Source organism: Lebetimonas sp. JS032, from assembly GCF_000523315.1.
Lineage (GTDB): Bacteria > Campylobacterota > Campylobacteria > Campylobacterales > Nautiliaceae > Lebetimonas.
The window spans coordinates 1-20,018 of the sequence record NZ_ATHS01000005.1; the positions used below are offsets into that span (position 1 = coordinate 1).

The window sequence follows — 20,018 nt, forward strand, 5'->3', positions numbered from 1 at the left end:
CTCAGAGATGTGTATAAGAGACAGCCCCTGCTCTCTTCCCTGTATAATGCGGAATGGACCATTACTTCCGCAATCAGTAAAGAATTTAAAAACTCAAGTATCAAAGGCAGCTCCACATTGTTTTCCCTGTTTTTATTAATACAGCATATTCCAAGTTTCAGACCTCTTAAATAGGAAATATAATCATATGCCTTAAGAAGTGATTTTTCGCTTCTAAAAGGTCCCGCATTTATAAAAAGATTTTTTCCGAGATTTGTTTTTAACGAATTCACATTGTATAAACTCTCCCCTTTTAATATACGTTCAATTTCCTGTTCATCCTTTTCTATTTGAATAAAATCCACAGGTTTGAATTTTTCTTTTTTTGCATACGTCGTAGCTTCTTTTCCGGCAATTCTTCCAAAATATGACGATTCAAGCAAAGAATTTCCCCCAAGTCTGTTTGCCCCGTGAACACCGCTCATTGCACACTCCCCGCATGCATACACCCCGTCCATTGTGGTTGAAGCGTCGTCTCTTATCCATATTCCGCCGATGGTGTAATGGGCGGCTGGTGAAATTTCCAAGAGTTCTTTTTTTATATCAACCCCGGCACCCATCAAAGCTGTCTTATATGTTGATGGAAGTCTATTTTCTATCATTTCAACCGGCAGATGCCTGAAATCAAGATAAACTTTGTGGCCGTTTTGTATATGCTTTAAAATATCCCTTGTCAGAATATCCCTTGTGGCAAGTTCACTTGTAAAACGTTCATTGTTTTCATCAACCAGATAGGCGCCTTCCCCCCTTGCCGCCTCCGATATTAAAGAACCGCTGCCTTTTAGTGCCGTGGGATGAAACTGAACAAATTCCATATTCGAAATTTTTATACCGGCTCTGAATGCGGCCGCTATTAAATCTCCGGAGCTTTCCTGAGAATTAGTTGTAAAACCTTTAAAAATACCGGCATATCCCCCTCCTGCCAGTACCAAAGCTTTACATCCAAGCGCCGTAACCCTGGAATCGGCTTTTCTTAATAAAGAAATTCCGCAAATCTGATTTTTATGCGTTATCAAATTAAGTAAATAATGATTGGTAAAAAAATCCACTTCTTCTTTCCGGCAGGCCTGCAGCAGTGCCATTACAATAGCCGAACCCGTCCTGTCGGCCACATAACACGTTCTTTTTTTACTTCCCCCTCCAAACGCCCTTTGCGCTATTTTATTATCATCTGTTTTATTAAATTTTACCCCCAGACTGATAAGTTCGTTTATAATATTAGGCGCTTCTTCACACATTTTTTTAACGGTATTTTCTTTTGCAAGTTTTTCAGCCGCTTTTATAGTATCTTGGGCATGTAACTCGGGGGAATCCCCTTCATCGGAATAGAGTGCCGCATTTATCCCGCCCGAAGCGACTGCCGAGTTGGACCTTAAAAGCGAACTTTTGGTAACCACTGCAACTTTCAAACCTTCTTTTTTTGCATTAAGCGCCGCAGACAAACCCGCTATCCCGCTTCCTACCACAATAACATCGTATAACATTTATCCTCCAAATAGTAATTTATAGATATTTTCTTTTTTTGCCAATGGAATATAAGACAATAAAAGATTCTCTTTTACATGTTCAGGATTAATAGAGCCAAATACTGTACTTAAGGCGCCGTTTGACCTTGCAAACTGTAACGCCGTAATAATGTCACTGAAATCAAAAGTGTTTGTAAGTTCTTTTACATCTTTATTAAATTTTCCTTTAAAAAGATTCATCTGCAAAAGAGGTGATGAGTTTATTATATTTATTCCGTACGCTTTTGCACACTGATATAAAGTGTAATATTTTCCGTCTTCAAAAACCTGATTCACATAATTTAACATATGAGGCTTTGCAAGATTAAAGGGGGTTTGAATATATTTAAAATGATGTTTTTCTGTTATACTTTTTGCAATATCCACCATTTCTTTTAAACTCAGATACTCAGGATGGGTCTCTTCATATAAAAATGCGTTCCATGAGGCAATTCCGTAATATTTTATTTTGTTTTTTTCAACCATTTCTTCAAAAAATTCAAACGCTTTTTTAATTCTTTCAATTACGGTTTTTCTTTCAACATACCCCAGCTGTGCTTCAAGATTGTGCAAAAAGAAAATGTCAATACATTCAATATTTAAATTTTTTAATGAATTATTTAAACTCCATTTCAAAAATTTCGGGTTCATACAGTGCTGGTCTGTTACTATTTCCTCTTTTGCAGCAAGATTTGTTTTTATTATTTTTTCATCTATCCATTCATAAGGATTTTCCGGAAAAGGAAACTCCAACGGTATAAATCCCGCTTTTGAAGAGACAATAAAATTTTCTCTTAAAATCTCCCCTTTTTCCATCATATCATTTAAAGCCCTTCCTATCTCTTTTTCACTTTCCTGATATCTGTATACGCTGGCGGTGTCTATAAAATTTATTCCGTTTTTTAATGCGGTTTTAGTGGATTCGTAAAAATTAACCTGTTTTAGATAATTTTCCTCCCTGTAAGGCTCTTTTCTAAAACTTCCGAGCCCCAATGAAGAAATAAAAAAATCACCGTTAAAGTTATAAAAATCTTTTGAATATTTAGGAAATTTTTTAATATATGAAAAAGTTCCTTCCACAGTTGCAAAATTCATTAATATAAACCTTTATTGAAATTGTTTAATTTTATATATGCAATTTATATTCTAAAAAATAAAAAAATATGATAAATGAAGATTTTTGAAGTTTATAAAAAGTAAAATTGGAGAAAAAAGAGGGATTAATCCTCTTCTATTTTAACATCTCTTTCTTTATGATAGAACATTCCGGTACCGACAGGCACAACTCTTCCCAGGACAATATTTTCTTTAAAGTCTTCAAGATAATCAAATTTACCCTGAATACTCGCTTCTGTAAGAACCCTTGTAGTTTCCTGGAATGAAGCGGCTGAAATGAAACTGTCTGACTGGATGGCTGCTCTTGTAATACCAACAAGCACCGGTTCTGCAATGGCAGGTTCACCGCCAAATTTTTTGATTCTTTCATTTTCTTCATTAAACATTTTTCTGCTTACCAAATCACGCTCGATAAATTTAGTGTCCCCGCTGTCAACAATTTTTACCTGTCTTAACATCTGATTTATAATAAGTTCTATATGTTTGTCGTTAATATTAACACCTTGGAGTCTGTAAACTTTTTGAACTTCGCTTACAATATATTGCTGAAGCGCTTTTTCTCCCAAAATATTTAAAATATCATAACTTGACACAATACCGTCTGTAAGTTTTTCTCCCGCATGCACAAAGTCTCCTTCATGCACTAAAATCTGTCTTTCAGCCGGCACCAAATATTCTTTAACGCTTGATTCACCCTCAACAATTAATCTCTGTTTTCCTCTGAGTGTTTTTCCAAATTTCACTGTTCCGTCTATTTCGCTGATAATTGCAGGTGATTTTGGTTTTCTTGCTTCAAATAGTTCATTTACCCTTGGAAGACCACCTGTAATATCTGCTGATTTTGCTATTGCTTTTGGAGTTTTTGCCAAAATATCACCTTGTTTTACTTCAACGCCTTCTTGAACATGAATAACCGTTTTAGGCTCAAGCACGTATTCATATACCCTGTCTTTGCCCGCAAGTAAAATTCTTGGCTGATAACCTTTTGGCAGATATTCTTTTACTATAATTCTGCTCTCACCTGTTAACTCATCAATCTGAGTAGTTACAGTAAATCCGTCAATTACATCTTCAAATTTAACCACACCGTCGGCTTCAGCCAATATCGGATTGGCAAAAGGATCCCATTCCGCAATAATTTTATTTTCGCCGCTGATAGGTTTGGCTATGATTTCTCCGGCTTTAATATGTTCATTATCACTCTTAAGAATTTTACTTCCCCTAACAATATAATATCTTCCGGCTTCTCTGTCATGCTTATCTACAATTACGGCAAAAAGACCTTTATATGCGTTATCAAATCCGATTTCTTCCCCGGCTTTAAGATCATATACTCTTTCTAAATGATCCCCTGATAATTTATAATATTTTATTATTCCCTCATTTTCGGCAATTACCTGCATTGGCACAGGTTCATTATCATCAACTTTAAGCTCTGCCCCGTAAGGAATCCTTTGAGGAATATACCAGGCTTCTTTTATAACTTCAACTATCGCCTCGTCTTTTTCAATTTTTTGATTTTTATGAGGAATGTATAACTTGCCTTCTGTTTTACCTGCAATTCCTGCAAGTTCTGTTCCTTTAACTATATCATTTTTTCTGAGTGAATATCTTTTGACACTTCCGTCGTCACACTTAACTTCAACAATCACTTCTTCATGCTGGGTTTCAATATTTACTATTCCGTCACATGGGGCTTTAAGTTTTGGTTCAACAAGTAATACAGCGGCATTTCTTCTGTTTGCAACAATTTTTTTACCGTTTCTATCATAGTTTGCTATATTATAATATCTGATATATCCGTATTTTTTGGCGACAATTTCTCTCTCTTCCTGGGTTGAGCCTGCAATACCGCCTGTATGGAATGTTCTAAGCGTTAGTTGTGTTCCAGGCTCACCAATTGATTGTGCCGCAAGAATTCCCACAGCCTCACCCACTTTAACTAATTTTCTCTCAGCCAGATTCATACCGTAACATTTTGAACAGATACCTTTACTTGATTTACAGGTAAGCGCACTTCTTATTTTGACGGATTTTACACCTTTTCTTACAATTTCTTTTGCCTCTTCTTCGGTAATTAATGTACCTTCTGTAAATAAAACTTCATTAGTAATTGGGTCATACACATCATCTGCTAAAACTCTTCCATAAATTCTCTCTTCCAAGCTTTCGACCAATGTTGCCCCGTCTGTAATATCTGTTACTTCAATTCCTTCGTGCGTTCCGCAGTCTTCCATAGTTACCCTGAAGTTTTGTGAAACATCAACAAGTTTTCTTGTTAAATATCCTGCACTTGCTGTTTTAAGAGCTGTATCCGCAAGACCTTTCCTTGCACCGTGGGTTGATAGGAAGAATTCAAGAACATTTAGACCTTCTTTAAAATTTGAAATAATAGGTGTTTCAATAATTTCTCCGTTAGGTTTAGCCATAAGACCCCTCATACCGGCTAACTGTTTAATTTGGCTTGCACTACCCCTTGCTCCTGAGTCGGCCATCATATAAATTGAATTAAATCCGTCTTTGTCTTTTTTCATAATTTCCATCAGTTTGTCGGCAATATCATTATTTGCTTTTGTCCAGATATCGATAATTTTATTGTATCTTTCCTGATCTGTAAGCAAACCTTTTCTATACTGTTCCTGAACCTCTCTTACTTTTACAAGTGCGGCCTGGACAATTTCTTGTTTTTCGTTAGGAACGACAATATCGGCCGCGGAAATAGATACCCCTACTTTTGCCGCATATTTAAATCCAAGATTTTTAAGATTGTCCAAAAATTCGGCTGTTGCTTTAAGTCCGCCTTTTTTGTAAACATAATCAACTAAGTTTGCAATATCTTTTTTCTTCATTATTTTGTTATACATTTCAACCGGCACAAAATCCGGGGCAATTGAATGCAATATCATTCTGCCCGGGGTTGTTTCCACGATAGTGTCCGCTTTTACTCTTACTTTTGCATGCAAATCCACTGCCCCTTCATCAAGTGCCATAAGAACTTCTTCAGGATTGGCAAATAATTTATGCTCTCCTTTTACTTTGTTTTTTATTAAAGACAGATAATAAATTCCAAGGACCATATCCTGAGATGGGACTGCTATAGCTTTACCGGAAGCAGGCAGCAAAATATTCATACTGCTTAGCATTAAAATTTTAGCTTCCGCTATCGCTTCCTGACTCAAAGGCACGTGCACAGCCATTTGGTCGCCGTCAAAGTCTGCGTTGAATGCGGCACAAACCAACGGATGCAGCTGAATTGCGTTTCCGTCAATTAATACCGGGTGAAACGCCTGGATTGAAAGTTTGTGAAGTGTAGGCGCCCTGTTAAGAAGTACTGGATATTGATCAACTACTTCTTGCAGACATTCCCACACTTCCGGTGTTTTTTCTTCTATATGTCTTTTTGCCTGTTTAATTGTTGTGGCATAACCCTTTTCTTCAAGTTTTCCTATAATATGCGGTTTAAAAAGCTCAAGCGCCATTTTTTTAGGAAGTCCGCATTGGTCCATTCTAAGATGAGGACCTACAACAATAACGCTTCTTCCTGAATAATCAACCCTTTTTCCAAGAAGATTTTGTCTGAATCTTCCTGTTTTCCCTTTAATAATATCACTGAGTGATTTAAGAGGCCTTTTATTTGCACCTTTTATTGTATTTCCTCTTCTTCCGTTATCAAACAAAGCATCAACCGCTTCTTGGAGCATTCTTTTTTCGTTTCTGATAATAATTTCCGGTGCGTCAAGTTCAAGCAGTCTTTTTAATCTCTGGTTTCTGTGAATCACCCTTCTGTATAAATCATTTACATCGGCAACGGCAAATTTCCCGCCGTCAAGTGCAACAAGCGGTCTAAGATCCGGCGGAAGAACAGGAATAACAGTCATAATCATCCATTCCGGTCTGTTGTCAGAATTTAAAAATCCTTCCACAATTTTAAGTTTTTTAACAATCTCTTTTTTTCTTGCTTCGCTTCTTGTAGTTTTTAATTCTTCTTTTAGTGAATAATACATATCAGGTAAATCAAGTTCTTCAAGCATTCTTCTTATTATTTCGGCTCCCATTTCAGCGTGAAAACCTGTATCCCCGTAAATTTCGACAAGTTTTCTGTATTCGTCCTCAACCAATACATCACCTTTTTTTACAGGAGCGTCGCCCGGTTCATATACCACATAGGCTTCATAATAAAGAACCCTTTCAAGGTCTTTCATTTTAATATCAAGCAGAGTTCCGATTCTGCTTGGAAGGTTGCTTACATACCAAATATGCGCTACAGGAGTTACAAGCTCAATATGACCGAACCTTTCACGTCTTACTTTAGATGAAGTTACTTTTACACCGCATTTTTCACAGACAATACCTTTATAGCGCATTTTTTTATATTTTCCACAAAGACATTCATAATCATTGATAGGACCGAAAATTTTTGCACAAAACAGACCGTCTCTTTCAGGTTTTAAGGTTCTGTAATTAATGGTTTCCGGTTTTTTAACTTCACCGAAAGACCATGAAAGAATCTCTTCAGGAGAAGCTATTTTTACCTGAACGGCATCAATATCTTTTGGTCTGTTTTCTTCGTCCCAGTCAAGTTTTATATATTTATATTTGCTCATTGTCTTCTTCCTTTTTATAAAACTCTAAATCAAGCCCGAGTGCACGAAGCTCTTTACTCAAAACAAAAAATGTTTCACTAAGCCCTTCAATAGGCACATTTTCACCTTTTGTCAAAGCTCTGTATGCTTTATTTCTTCCTTCAACATCATCGGATTTAGTAGTCAGCATTTCTTTAAGGTTATAGGCTGCTCCATACGCTTCAAGCGCCCAAACTTCCATTTCCCCAAATCTTTGCCCGCCAAACAGGGCTTTACCTCCTACAGGCTGCTGTGTGATTAAGCTGTACGGACCTATGCTTCTTGCGTGGACTTTATCATCTACCAAATGATGCAACTTCATCATATACATATATCCGACATTAACCCTTTCTTTTATAGGATCACCGGTTCTTCCGTCAAATAACTGCATTTTTCCGTCATTTGGAATTCCAGCCATTTCAAACAGTTTTTTAAACTCTTCTTCGTTTACACCTTCAAATACAGGAGTTGAAAACTTAACGCCTTTAGCCCAGTCTTTTGCATATTTAAGAAGTTCTTCATCTGTTAAGGTATTAAGGAAATTTTTATAATGTTCGCCAAAATGGGCAACTTCAACTATTTTTATCATTTTTTCTCTTAACTTTTGAGCCATATCGGCTCTTTTTTCATCCAACAACTGTTGAAGCTGCTCACCGAGTTTTTTACCGGCAAGTCCCAAATGCACTTCCAAAATTTGACCTATGTTCATACGTGAAGGAACCCCGAGAGGGTTTAAAACCACGTCCACAGCCCTTCCGTCTTCCATATAAGGCATATCTTCCTGAGGAACTATTATACTCACAATACCTTTGTTACCATGACGTCCTGCCATTTTATCACCGACTTTAATTTTTCTTTTGTTGGCGATATAAACTTTTACCATTTTGGCAACGCCGTTTGGTAAAATATCGTCACGTTCTAAAATTTCGATTTTTTCATCATAGTCCTGTCTGATGTTGTCTTTTTCTTTTAAATATTTATTGGTAATTTTTTCAAATTCTTTAGAAGTATTTTCATCATAATTTTCAACAAGACTTAGTAATAAAAATTTATTAATGTTTATTAAATCTTCTTTTGGAATTTTATTTCCGGCTTTATATTTCTTGGAATTCAATTCAACATCTTTTACCAGTTTTTTCCCGCTTAAAAGATTGGCCAAAGCCAATACTTCTTCTTTATCGATAATTGAGAGTTTGTTTTTATAAATCTCTTCTATTTTTGCTTTTTCTTCTTCATGGGCCTTTCTAGCCCTTTCATCAAGCTCGTAGCCTTTTTTGGTATATACTTTTACATCTATTACCACACCTTCCATACTTGCAGGCGCATAAAGAGAAGAATTTACCACATGACCTGATTTGTCCCCGAAAATTGATTTAAGAAGTCTTTCTTCAGGAGTCGGTTTTACATCGCCTTTCGGGGATATTTTACCAACCAAAATCATTCCTGGTTTTACATAAGTTCCCACTTTAACAATTCCGCTCTCATCCAAATGGGTCAAATATTCCGGTTTAACCCCTGGAATATCGGTTGTCAGCTCTTCAAGTCCGTGTTTAAGTTCTCTTACTTCACAAACTTCTTCATAAATATGAACGGAAGTGTATGCATCATCTTTAATCAATTTTTCATTTAAAACAACGGCATCTTCATAATTGTAACCGTTCCAAGGCATAAATGCCACCATTACATTTTTACCAAGTGCTATTTCACCGTTATCCATATTCGGACCGTCTGCTATAACATCCCCGGCATTTACTATATCGCCTTCTTTTACAATAGGCCTTTGGTCAAAACAAGTATTTTGGTTAGTTCTTAAATATTTTTCAAGCCCGTAATGGTCTATGTATGCTCCGTTTTTATCTTCACCTAAAATATAAATATTGGTAGCATCAACTTTTATTACTTTTCCGCCTCTTTTTGCTTTTATTATCTGCCAGGCATCACGCGCCACATATTTTTCTATTCCTGTTCCCACAATCGGAGCTTCACTCCTTAGAAGCGGTACACCCTGACGCTGCATGTTTGAACCCATTAACGCCCTGTTGGCGTCGTCGTGTTCCAAAAACGGTATCAAGCTTGCCCCTACCCCGATAATCATTTTAGGATTAAGGTCATAAAGATCCACTTCTTTTTTATCCACCAAAATTATTTCACCGTCTTTTCTGGCTTCAACCAAATCTTCAATTATTTCTCCTGTTTTTTCATCTATTTTTACACTTGCGGGAGCTATTACTTTTTCTTCTTCCTGAGTGGCCGTTAAATAAACAATCTCATCGCTGACACGCCCGTTTTTTACCACTCTGTACGGTGCTTCAATAAATCCGTATTCATTTACTTTTGCATAAATAGAAAGTGTGTTAACAAGACCGATATTTTGTCCTTCAGGCGTTTCAATAGGACAAATTCTCCCGTAATGGCTCGGATGAACGTCACGGATTTCAAATCCGGCTCTCTCACGAGTTACACCGCCTTCACCAAGGGCTGAGAGTCTTCTTTTATGGGCAACTTCACTTAAAGGGTTTGTCTGATCCATAAACTGGGAAAGCTGACCTGTTGCAAAAAAATCCAAAATAGTGGTGGTAATAAGTTTTGTATTTACCAAATCCATTGGCATAACTTCATTTACATTGGTAACGGTTGTCATTTTGTCTTTAATTGTTTTTTGCATTTTGACAAGGCCTTCTTGAAGCCTTTTAGCGAGTAGTTCGCCTATACTTCTGATTCTTCTGTTACCCAAATGGTCTCTGTCGTCAATTTGTCCTATACCGTTTTTTACCCCTATTAAATATTGGATGGTTTTAATAATATCCTGGTATGTAAGCACTGTGATGTCATCAGGAATATTAAGACCCAATTTGTGGTTCATTTTCATACGGCCGACTTTGCTTAAATCGTATCTTTCCGGGTCAAAGAAAAGTTTATCAAAAAGTTCTTTTGCAGTCTGAGGCGTAGCAGGCTCTCCCGGTCTCATAACTTTATAAATTCTTATTCTTGCCAAATCATTTTCGTTTTCAATACCTTCTGTCTGTTTAAGAATTTTGAGTGTTTCAATATCCTGATGAAATGCTCTTAAAATTCCGTCATCAACACCGCTTGCCAAATCATTTACTATTTTAAATTCGGTTATTTGTGATTCAATAATTTTTTTAAGTTTAACATCGTTAATAATAGTTAATGTGTCAAAAAGCACTTCACCGGTTAACGGGTCGTAAATCGGCTCGGCTAAATGTCTGTCCATTAACTCTTCGAGAGGATATTCAACATATTTGTGCTCTTCAATTAATTTTTTAAGTTTTCGCTCAGTTAGTCTTTTACCTGCATTTAATAAAACATTACCGTCTTCGTCTTTTAAATCATAATCATATTTTCCGCTCTCCAACTGATTGGAAGGCATTAAAAATTTATTATCTTTTATTTTAATGTCTATTACAAGATAAAACATTCTTAAAATATCTTCTTTTGAATAATCCATGGCTCTTAGAAGTATTGTAACAGGTACTTTTCTTCTTTTATTTACTCTTACATATAAAACATCTTTTACATCATATTCAAAATAAACCCAGCTTCCCCTGTCCGGAATTATTTGGGCTGAATAAAGAAGTTTGTTTGAATTTTGTGCCTCTTCTTGTTTAAAGATAACACCCGGACTTCTGTGAAGCTGATTGACAATAACTCTTTCTACTCCATTAATAATAAAACTCGTTCTTTCTGTCATTAAAGGTATGTCCCTGATAAACAGAGTTTGTTCTTTAATGTCTTTTATACCTATTTTATCACCTGTTTTTTCATCTTTTTCATGAACAATAAGTCTGACTTTTATTCTTATCGGAATAGAATAAGTAAGACCTTTTTCCATACATTCTCTAACCGTATATTTGGGTTTTTTAAATTCAATACCCACATATTCAAGCGTGATTCTGTTTTGTGTGTCACTGATTGGAAACATCGATTTAAACACATTGTGAATACCGCTTTTTTCAGGTTCTTTTAAATTAATAAAGTCTCTAAAAGAATTTTGCTGTAAATGTAATAAATTCGGAATATCAACTATTTGAGGTATTTTTGAAAAATCTAATCTTAACCTGTTGGCTGATTTTAATTGGTTTAACATTGGCTCTCCTGCGCAGAATTTATGTAGAGGTTAACAAACTGTAAGTGTATCAAAAAAAAAGAAAAAAAGCAAGGATTATTTTACTTCTACTTCTGCTCCCGCTTCTTCTAATTGTTTTTTAATTTCTTCAGCTTCGTCTTTAGAAACACCTTCTTTGATAGTTGATGGAGTTTCATCGACCATAGCTTTTGCTTCTTTTAATCCGGCACCAGTAATTTGTCTTACAACTTTAATTACATTGATTTTTTTAGCACCCGGTGCTTTTAATATTACATCAAATTCAGTTTTTTCTTCAGCTGCTTCTCCTCCTGCTGCACCTGCTCCTGCAACTACTGTAGGTTGTGCGCTTACATCAAATTTTTCTTCAAATGCTTTTACTAATTCGTTTAATTCTTTAACTGTTAAATTTTCTATAGTTTCTAAAATTTGTTCAACTGTACAAGCCATTATCTCTCCTTTTAATTTTCTTCAGATTTTTTTTCTATTAATTTATTTAGTCCCCATGCAAATTTTGCAATAGGAGCTTTCATCATAAATGCAACCATACCAAGCAATTCGTCTTTTGTTGGAAGTTTGCTTACTTCTTCAACATATGCCGCATCTTTTACTTCACCTTCAATTACCGCACCTTTAATTTTAAAAGTGTCTTTATAATTTTTAGCATGTTTAGTTAATATTTTTGCTAATGTAATCTGGTCTTCACCCCAGATAAAAATATTATTTTCTTCGAAATCAACTTCAACACCGTTATTTGCAAAAGCTAATTTTGCCAACGTGTTTTTTACAACTTTGGCTTTTCCTTCAGCAGCTCTTAGTGCAATTCTTAGTTCTTCAAGGTTTTGTACACTCTGACCTTTATAGTCAGCATAAAAAACACTTACATCATTTTTAAATTCGTTGCTGAGTTCCTCAACGATTTGTTTTTTTAATTCTTTTTTCATAAAGCTCCTTTCACTTAGACTCGGCAGGGAATTAAGGTTACCCACCTGCTTTCTAAGTCATTTAGACTTAGGCCAATGCCTATTTATATTCCGCTAATTCATTTACATCCAGTTTTAAACTCGGACTCATAGTAAGTGAGAATGCGGCATTTTGAAGGTATCTTCCTTTTGCGCTTGCCGGTTTCATTTTATTGATTTTTTCAATAAATGTTTTTGCATTTTCGTAAAGTGCTTCTGGAGAGAAGCTGACTTTTCCAATACCAACGTGCATATTACCTTTTTTATCAACTCTAAAATTAACCTGACCGGCTTTTGCATTTTTTACCGCCTGGACTATATCCATTGTAACTGTTCCGGTTTTTGGATTTGGCATAAGGCCTTTTGGTCCCAAAATTCTTCCGTATTTACCAAGTTTTCCCATCATATCAGGTGTTGCGATTAAAATATCGAAATCTAAATTTCCGTTTTCAATCATATCGAATACTTCGTCACCCACATAATCAGCACCCGCCTCTTTTGCTTCATCTATTTTAGCAGGATTTGCAACTACTGCCACTTTTACAGTTTTTCCTGTACCGTGAGGCAACACTACACTTCCTCTTATCATTTGATCTGCATGTCTTGGGTCTACGCCAAGTTTTAATGCAAGTTCGACTGTTTCATCGAATTTTGCAGATTTAAGTTCTTTTATTTTTTGGGCAGCTTCTTTTAAAGAATATACATCTTTATCTATTTTTTTTAGAAGCTCCAAATATCTTTTACCATGTTTTTTTGCCATATTCACTCCTCGTAAATTTCTTACTTCCACTCACAGTGGTATTAATCTTCTATTTCTATTCCCATACTTCTTGCACTGCCGGCAATAATTTTCATTGCCTCTTCTACATCGTCTGTGTTTAAATCAGGTAATTTTTTCTCTGCAATTTCTTTTAATTGCGCCTTGGTAATTTTTCCGACTTTGTCTTTAAGCGGATTTGAACTACCCTTCGCTATACCTGCAGCTTTTTTTAAAAAGTCTGTTACAGGTGGTTGTTTTGTAATAAAAGTAAAGCTTCTGTCTGCATAAACAGTAATTACAACAGGAATATTATATCCCATCATATCTTTTGTTTTTTCATTAAAAGCTTTACAGAATTCCATAATATTAATACCTCTTTGACCCAAAGCCGGACCTACTGGAGGTGACGGATTTGCTTTACCTGCCGGGATTTGAAGTTTTAATACATCAATTACTTTTTTTGCCATCTTGTGTCCTTTTATACGATTTTTTCAACTTTTGTGTAATGAATTTCAACAGGAGTGCTTCTTCCAAAAATTGTAACGTTAAGTTTTAACATTCCTTTTTCATAATCAAAATCTTCTACTTCTCCTGTGAAATTCGCAAACGGACCTTCGTTTATTCTAACTATTTCACCTTCTTCAAAAGAAACTTTTGGTTTTGGTGCGCTTTTTTGTTTAGCTTTCTCTAAAATAAGCTCAACATCTTCTTTTTTAAGAGGAGTTGGTTTTTTAGATTCACCAATGAATCTACCAACTTTTGGAAGAGATTGTATTTTATGCCAAAGCGCTGTATCTAAATTGGCTTCCAAAAACACATAACCAGGGTATATGCTTCTTTCATATACTTTTTTTTGGGAATTTTTAACTTCCAATACTTCTTCTGTGGGAACAACTACCTGAGAAATATTTTCTAAATGTTCTTCGTTTTTTAAATTTTCAATTGCTTTTTTAACTGCCAATTCACTTCCAGAATAGACCTGTAATGCATACCAATCCATAATATTCCTTATAATACGGCTTTTAATATTCCGCTCATTATCAGATCAATAAGACCTAAAAATGCTGTAACCACCGTTACTACAGCAACCACTGAAATAAAAGACTGTTTAACTTCGTTTGCACTTGGGAAAATTACTTTATCCAATTCAATTTTTGCTTCTTTTATATAATCGCTCAAACTTCTTATATTAAATTTTTCATTTTTCATTTTTTATTCCCCATTTTTACTGTTCACAACTCACTATATTTATACCTCTTCCAAAAATTGGTAATGGCAGGGCAGGAGGGACTCGAACCCCCAACAAGCGGTTTTGGAGACCGCCGCTCTACCATTGGAGCTACTGCCCTGTGGAGCGGGCGACGGGACTCGAACCCGCGACCCTCAGCTTGGAAGGCTGACGCTCTAGCCAACTGAGCTACACCCGCTCACCAGGCCGTTAGATATAACAGCCTGGAAAGAGGGTGAACTTAATATTAAACCCCACAAAAATTTATATTTTTGCGGGGAGTGCCCAATTAAAGTTTTGATTCTTTATGAACAGTATGCTTATTGCACCATTTGCAATATTTTCTCATTTCAAATTTTTCAGGATGTTTTCTTTTTTCTTTTGTAGTATGATAATTAAATCTACCACACTCTGTGCATTTTAGATGAATAATTTCTCTCATCATTATCCTTTAAAAATAAGGGGGAAACCCTTATTCAATAATTTTTGTAACAACTCCGGCACCTACAGTTCTACCACCTTCTCTGATAGCAAATCTTGTACCTTCTTCAAGTGCGATTGGAGCAATTAATTCTACTGTTAATTTTACGTTATCCCCAGGCATACACATTTCAACGCCTTCTGGTAATTGAATGCTTCCTGTTACGTCAGTTGTTCTGATGTAAAATTGTGGTCTATATCCGTTAAAGAATGGTTTATGTCTACCACCTTCTTCTTTAGTTAATACATAAACTTCTGATTCAAATTTATGATGAGGAGTAATACTTCCAGGTTTTGCAAGAACCATACCTCTTTCAACTTCATCTTTTCCGATACCTCTTAGAAGTACCCCTACATTATCACCGGCTTCACCTTCATCAAGTTCTTTTCTAAACATTTCAATACCAGTAACTTTTGTCGTTCTTGTTGGTTTAAATCCAACAATATCAACATCATCACCAAGTTTTACAACACCTCTTTCCACTCTACCTGTTACAACAGTACCTCTTCCTGAAATTGAGAATACGTCTTCAATCGGCATTAAGAAATCTTTATCAGTATCTCTTTCTGGTGTTGGAATATATTCGTCAACTGCATCCATAAGTTCCATAATTTTTTCTGACCATTCACCAAGCTGTCCGGCTTTTACTTCTTCAAGAGCTTTAAGAGCTGAACCAGCGATAACAGGTGCGTTGTCTCCGTCAAATTCATATTCGCTTAAAAGTTCTCTAACTTCCATTTCAACAAGTTCAAGAAGTTCTTCATCATCAACCATATCCATTTTGTTCAAGAATACAACAATTGCCGGAACACCAACTTGTCTTGAAAGCAATATATGTTCTCTTGTTTGTGGCATAGGACCGTCAGTTGCTGCAACAACTAAGATAGCTCCGTCCATTTGAGCGGCACCAGTAATCATGTTTTTAACGTAGTCTGCGTGTCCTGGACAGTCAACATGTGCATAGTGTCTTTTATCTGTTTCATATTCAACATGAGATGTATTAATAGTAATACCTCTTTGTCTTTCTTCAGGTGCGTTATCGATTTGATCGTAATCTTTAAGTTCAGCAAATCCTTTTTGTGCCAAAACACCTGAAATAGCTGCTGTTAAAGTAGTCTTACCATGGTCAACATGACCGATTGTACCAATATTTACGTGTGGTTTATTTCTTACGTATTTTTCTTTTGCCATTTCTTCCTCCATGTTTAAAATTTTATTTAGCTCATTTATGAACTCCAACAAGGCCTTGCTGGAGCCCATAGCCGGGATTGAACCGGCGACCTCTTCCTTACCAAGGAAGTGCTCTGCCACTGAGCTATATGGGCAAAAACACTGCTAGCAATGTTTTGTTTTACAAAACAATAGTATTTCGGGAGTTTATGAGCAGACAACCATACTCGTAGTTTGCTCAGCTCCCAGTTTGTCATGACTGGAGCGGGCGACGGGACTCGAACCCGCGACCCTCAGCTTGGAAGGCTGACGCTCTAGCCAACTGAGCTACACCCGCATATATTCCAAAAATGCCTGCACATTTTTGAAAACTCATGACTCAATGGTGGTGGGGGAAGGATTCGAACCTTCGAAGGCGAACGCCAACGGGTTTACAGCCCGTCCCCTTTGGCCACTCGGGAACCCCACCTTTTATTCTAACTGGTCAAACGCTGAATGGAGCCGGCGAAGGGACTCGAACCCCCGACCTGCTGATTACAAATCAGCTGCTCTAGCCAACTGAGCTACGCCGGCATCGTTTGTGGATTGAAATTATAAGTAAAAAACATTTTATTGTCAAGAGAAAAAAAGTTAATTTTTAAAAAATTTAATTTTAAATAACAATCATTTACATATTGAATAAAAACGTCTAAATTTTATTATAATATGTAAATCTTATTCAAAGGAATATATATGCCAAGTATTGCGCAAAGAGAGGAATTACACAGAAAAATCTGGCAAATAGCCAACGATGTGAGGGGTTCGGTTGACGGATGGGATTTTAAGCAGTATGTTTTGGGAAGCCTTTTTTATCGTTTTATAAGCGAACATTTCGCTTCTTATATGGAAGGCGGGGAAGATATAGATTATTCAAAATTTAATGATGATATGATTACACCGGAAATTAAAGACAACGCAATAAAGGAAAAAGGTTATTTCATCTATCCAAACGAGCTTTTTTGCAATATTGTGGCAAACTGCGACAATAATGAAAACCTAAATACGGATTTGGCAAAAATTTTTAGTAATATTGAAAATTCCGCCAGCGGATATCCAAGCGAAGACGATATAAAAGGGCTTTTTGCCGATTTTGACACCACAAGCAACAGGCTCGGAAACACCGTTGCTGAAAAAAACAAAAGACTTTGTGCTGTGTTAAAAGGGGTAAATGAACTTGATTTTAGAGATTTTAAAAACAGCCATATAGACCTTTTCGGAGATGCTTATGAATTTTTGATTTCCAAATATGCGGCAAACGCCGGAAAAAGCGGAGGTGAGTTTTTCACACCTCAGCAGGTATCAAAACTCATAGCCAAACTCGCCCTGCTTGGACAAAAAAAAGTTAATAAAATCTACGACCCGGCCTGCGGCAGCGGCTCTTTACTGCTTCAGGCAAAAAAGCAGTTTGATGAACATATCATAGAAGAAGGATTCTTCGGTCAGGAGATAAACCACACCACTTACAACCTTGCAAGAATGAATATGTTTTTGCATAACATTAATTATGATAAATTCGACATAAAACTCGGGGACACTCTAACAGACCCCAAACACAACGACCAAAAGCCTTTTGATGCAATAGTTTCAAACCCTCCTTATTCTATTAAATGGATAGGAAGTGATGACCCGACACTTATAAATGACGACAGATTCGCACCTGCTGGTGTTTTGCCTCCAAAATCAAAAGCCGATTTTGCTTTTATTTTGCATTCTTTAAGCTACCTTTCAGCCAAAGGAAGAGCCGCTATCGTTACATTTCCTGGGATTTTTTACAGAGGCGGTGCTGAGAAAAAAATTCGTCAATATCTAATAGACAACAACTATATAGAAACTATAATATCACTTGCACCAAATCTGTTTTACGGAACTTCAATTGCGGTAAATATTCTCGTGCTTTCCAAACATAAGCCAGACACCAAAACCCAGTTTATTGATGCAAGTAAACTATTTAAAAAAGCAACAAACAATAATATTTTAGAAGATGAGCATATAGATAAGATTTTGAAAGTTTTCAAAAGCAAAGAAGAGATAAAACACTTTTCACATAATGCATCATTGGAAGAGATAAAAGAAAATGACTATAATCTATCAGTCGGCTCTTATGTAGAACCAGAAGATACAAGAGAAAAAATAGATATAAAAAAGTTAAATGAAGAGATAAAAACAACAGTCAAAAGAATTGATAGATTAGAAACTTAATAAAATCATTCCCGAAATAGACGGAGAAATATAATGGAAAAATTTATTGAAAAATTAAAAAATGTTAAGGTTGAGTGGAGAAAGTTGGGAGAAATAGCTGAATTAAAAAGAGGAAAAGTCATTTCAAAAAGATATTTGAGAGATAATAAAGGAATATATCCGGTATATAGTTCTCAAACTGTAAATAATGGTGAAATTGGAAAAATAAACACTTATGATTTTGATGGTGAATTTGTTAATTGGACAACAGATGGAGCAAATGCTGGAACAGTATTTTATAGAAAAGGAAAATTTTCTATTACAAACGTTAGCGGATTAATAATAATAAATAATCAAATAAATCTAATATATAAGTTTTTATATTATTGGTTAACAATTGAAGCAAAAAAACATGTATATTCAGGTATGGGCAATCCAAAACTTATGAGTAATCAAATGGCTAAAATTCCAATCCCAATCCCTCCACTTGAAAAACAAAAAGAGATAGTTAAAATCCTTGACACTTTTACAGAGCTTACAGCAGAGCTTACAGCAGAGCTTCATGCGCGAAAAAAGCAATATAAATACTACCTCGAAAAACTTTTAACATTTAATAATGAAGTTGAGTGGAGAAAGTTGGGAGAAGTAACAAATGAAATTTCAAATATAAAAATCCCAATCCCTCCACTTGAAAAACAAAAAGAGATAGTTTCCATCCTCGATAAATTTGACACACTTGCAAACTCTATAAGCGAAGGACTTCCAAAAGAGATTGAGCTTAGAAAAAAACAGTATGAGTATTACAGAAATTTACTTTTGGATTTTAAAATGTAAAAGAAATTAAATATAAGCGAATAAATTCGCTTTTCCTGGAGAGGAGGTTTTAACCTCCTATATATAAGCGGTTAAAATCGTTTCTCCGAATATACTAAATTAAATCGGAGGTGAGACTTTAGTCTCACAAAATAATAAACGAAGTAAAAAAGGGAAAAATAATGCAAATAAAAAAAACTTTACCACACATTAATTTAAAAGGATATTATCAATTTGTAACTTTTAGGACACAAGATAGTTTAGATAGTTATATTAGAAAAATTAGAACTCAAAATATTGAAAATAAAAAACAGGAATATCTAATCGATAAATATTTAGACAATTCTTTAAAAGGTGCATATTTAAATGATGAAATATTTGAATTTTTGAAAGATTTTTTGATAAATTTAGATAAAATATTTTATGAATTAATTGCTTTTACCATTATGCCAAATCATATACATTTACTTTTTAAACAGATAAAAGATTTAGACATTATTATAAAAAAAATTAAGGGTGAAAGTGCTTATAGAATAAATAAAATGTTAAATAAAAGCGGTAAATTTTGGGAAAAAAATTATTATGACAAAGTTATAAGGAATGAGGAGCATTTTAATATTGTTTATAACTATATAAAGTTTAATGGTTTTAAAGCAGGACTTAAAGATTGGAAAGAGAGATTTTATGGGGTTTATGAGTAAAATATAATAAAAGGAGAGGAGGTTTTAACCTCCTATATATAAGCGGTTAAAATCGCTCCTCCGGAAATAAATATATAAGCGGTTAAAATCGCTTCTCCAAGGAGGTGCGAATTTATTCGCACATAAAGGATAAAAAATGCAAACATACACAAAACCAATAGCAAATACAAACAACTTCATCGTGCTTGATAGATACGAAAAAACATGGGCGGTAAACGAAAATTATCAAAGCGAAGCGGCACTTGAGAGGGAATTTATAGAAGATTTGCAAAATCAGGGTTATTCTTACCGTCCTGATA

Annotated in this window: 15 protein-coding genes and 6 tRNA genes; 3 read left to right on the forward strand and 18 right to left on the reverse strand. The window is 35.3% G+C overall.

What is annotated here, in order from left to right:
- The 18 genes from DZ65_RS0109505 to DZ65_RS0109590 all read right to left on the reverse strand — a co-directional run.
- A partial coding sequence (locus tag DZ65_RS0109505) for an L-aspartate oxidase (RefSeq protein ID WP_024788381.1) occupies positions 1 to 1,523 on the reverse strand: 1,523 nt, incomplete at its 3' end.
- Positions 1,524 to 2,639 (reverse strand): aldo/keto reductase, encoded by a 1,116-nt coding sequence (locus tag DZ65_RS0109510; protein ID WP_024791655.1) that lies wholly within the window; start codon positions 2,637 to 2,639, stop codon positions 1,524 to 1,526.
- Between the two features lie 125 nt (positions 2,640 to 2,764).
- Positions 2,765 to 7,264, reverse strand: coding sequence for a DNA-directed RNA polymerase subunit beta' (gene rpoC / locus DZ65_RS0109515; protein WP_024788383.1), 4,500 nt, complete (start codon positions 7,262 to 7,264; stop codon positions 2,765 to 2,767).
- A complete protein-coding gene (gene rpoB / locus DZ65_RS0109520) occupies positions 7,251 to 11,390 on the reverse strand; it encodes a DNA-directed RNA polymerase subunit beta (protein WP_024788384.1) in 4,140 nt (1,379 codons plus the stop codon). The genes rpoC and rpoB overlap by 14 nt, the downstream gene beginning before the upstream one ends.
- 75 nt (positions 11,391 to 11,465) lie before the next feature.
- The gene (gene rplL / locus DZ65_RS0109525; protein ID WP_024788385.1) at positions 11,466 to 11,837 is read right to left on the reverse strand and encodes a 50S ribosomal protein L7/L12; all 372 of its coding nucleotides are present in this window, start codon (positions 11,835 to 11,837) and stop codon (positions 11,466 to 11,468) included.
- 11 nt (positions 11,838 to 11,848) lie between these two features.
- Positions 11,849 to 12,331, reverse strand: a complete 483-nt coding sequence (rplJ, locus tag DZ65_RS0109530) for a 50S ribosomal protein L10 (RefSeq protein ID WP_024788386.1) — start codon at positions 12,329 to 12,331, stop codon at positions 11,849 to 11,851.
- Positions 12,332 to 12,410: 79 nt separating this feature from the next.
- Entirely contained in the window at positions 12,411 to 13,109 is a 699-nt protein-coding gene (gene rplA, locus DZ65_RS0109535; protein WP_024791656.1) for a 50S ribosomal protein L1, read from the reverse strand.
- Positions 13,110 to 13,150: 41 nt separating this feature from the next.
- Positions 13,151 to 13,576, reverse strand: a complete 426-nt coding sequence (gene rplK, locus DZ65_RS0109540) for a 50S ribosomal protein L11 (protein WP_024790447.1) — start codon at positions 13,574 to 13,576, stop codon at positions 13,151 to 13,153.
- An 11-nt stretch (positions 13,577 to 13,587) separates the two neighbouring features.
- Positions 13,588 to 14,109, reverse strand: a complete 522-nt coding sequence (gene nusG, locus DZ65_RS0109545) for a transcription termination/antitermination protein NusG (RefSeq protein WP_024788389.1) — start codon at positions 14,107 to 14,109, stop codon at positions 13,588 to 13,590.
- A gap of 8 nt (positions 14,110 to 14,117) precedes the next feature.
- A complete protein-coding gene (gene secE, locus DZ65_RS0109550; RefSeq protein ID WP_035003738.1) occupies positions 14,118 to 14,318 on the reverse strand; it encodes a preprotein translocase subunit SecE in 201 nt (66 codons plus the stop codon).
- 64 nt (positions 14,319 to 14,382) lie between these two features.
- Positions 14,383 to 14,458: transfer RNA gene (locus DZ65_RS0109555), tRNA-Trp, on the reverse strand.
- 1 nt (position 14,459) lies between these two features.
- A tRNA-Gly gene (locus tag DZ65_RS0109560) sits at positions 14,460 to 14,536 on the reverse strand.
- Between the two features lie 90 nt (positions 14,537 to 14,626).
- A complete protein-coding gene (rpmG, locus tag DZ65_RS0109565; RefSeq protein WP_024791657.1) occupies positions 14,627 to 14,779 on the reverse strand; it encodes a 50S ribosomal protein L33 in 153 nt (50 codons plus the stop codon).
- Positions 14,780 to 14,809: 30 nt separating this feature from the next.
- Positions 14,810 to 16,009, reverse strand: a complete 1,200-nt coding sequence (tuf, locus tag DZ65_RS0109570) for an elongation factor Tu (RefSeq protein ID WP_024788392.1) — start codon at positions 16,007 to 16,009, stop codon at positions 14,810 to 14,812.
- A 59-nt stretch (positions 16,010 to 16,068) separates the two neighbouring features.
- A tRNA-Thr gene (locus tag DZ65_RS0109575) sits at positions 16,069 to 16,143 on the reverse strand.
- 105 nt (positions 16,144 to 16,248) lie between these two features.
- A tRNA-Gly gene (locus DZ65_RS0109580) sits at positions 16,249 to 16,325 on the reverse strand.
- Positions 16,326 to 16,371: 46 nt separating this feature from the next.
- Positions 16,372 to 16,457, reverse strand: a tRNA-Tyr gene (locus DZ65_RS0109585).
- Between the two features lie 27 nt (positions 16,458 to 16,484).
- Positions 16,485 to 16,561: transfer RNA gene (locus tag DZ65_RS0109590), tRNA-Thr, on the reverse strand.
- A gap of 159 nt (positions 16,562 to 16,720) precedes the next feature.
- Between DZ65_RS0109590 and DZ65_RS10250 the strand changes: the two genes are divergently transcribed.
- The 3 genes from DZ65_RS10250 (at position 16,721) to DZ65_RS10255 (ending at position 19,719) form a co-directional block, all read left to right on the forward strand.
- Positions 16,721 to 18,226 (forward strand): type I restriction-modification system subunit M, encoded by a 1,506-nt coding sequence (locus tag DZ65_RS10250; protein WP_035908445.1) that lies wholly within the window; start codon positions 16,721 to 16,723, stop codon positions 18,224 to 18,226.
- A gap of 33 nt (positions 18,227 to 18,259) precedes the next feature.
- A complete protein-coding gene (locus DZ65_RS0109600; RefSeq protein WP_035908446.1) occupies positions 18,260 to 19,039 on the forward strand; it encodes a restriction endonuclease subunit S in 780 nt (259 codons plus the stop codon).
- A gap of 161 nt (positions 19,040 to 19,200) precedes the next feature.
- Complete coding sequence (locus DZ65_RS10255) at positions 19,201 to 19,719, forward strand: transposase (RefSeq protein WP_035907641.1); 519 nt, start codon at positions 19,201 to 19,203, stop codon at positions 19,717 to 19,719.
- Positions 19,720 to 20,018: the final 299 nt, after the last annotated feature.